Source organism: Shigella sp. FC1967 (assembly GCF_001743005.1).
Classification (GTDB): domain Bacteria; phylum Pseudomonadota; class Gammaproteobacteria; order Enterobacterales; family Enterobacteriaceae; genus Proteus.
This window is the reverse complement of the sequence record NZ_MIIZ01000323.1, coordinates 1-239: the sequence shown is the minus strand read 5'-3', so window position 1 is coordinate 239 and position 239 is coordinate 1. Positions and strand designations below refer to the sequence as shown.

Annotated in this window: 1 protein-coding gene; it reads left to right on the top strand. The window is 45.6% G+C overall.

What is annotated here, in order from left to right:
• Window positions 1-239, top strand: a 239-nt coding sequence (locus tag BHE89_RS02880; protein WP_286145840.1) for a type VI secretion IcmF C-terminal domain-containing protein, incomplete at both ends; no start/stop codon positions are given.

Sequence of the window (239 nt, the reverse complement as noted above, 5' to 3'; positions counted from 1 at the left end):
TTTACTTTGAATTACGCCCAGGTACCTCACCCAACATTATGCAAACGCATTTAATGATAGATAGACAATCTCTTCTTTACGATAACCAGCAACCCCAATGGCAGCGTTTTGTCTGGCCAGCGGATACCGTTGCCTCTGGAGCATCACTGAGCTGGATAACCACAAACACAGGCACGCGTATTTATGGTGATTATCGTGGCGTCTGGGGCATTATTCGTTTACTGGAAGATGCCCAAATT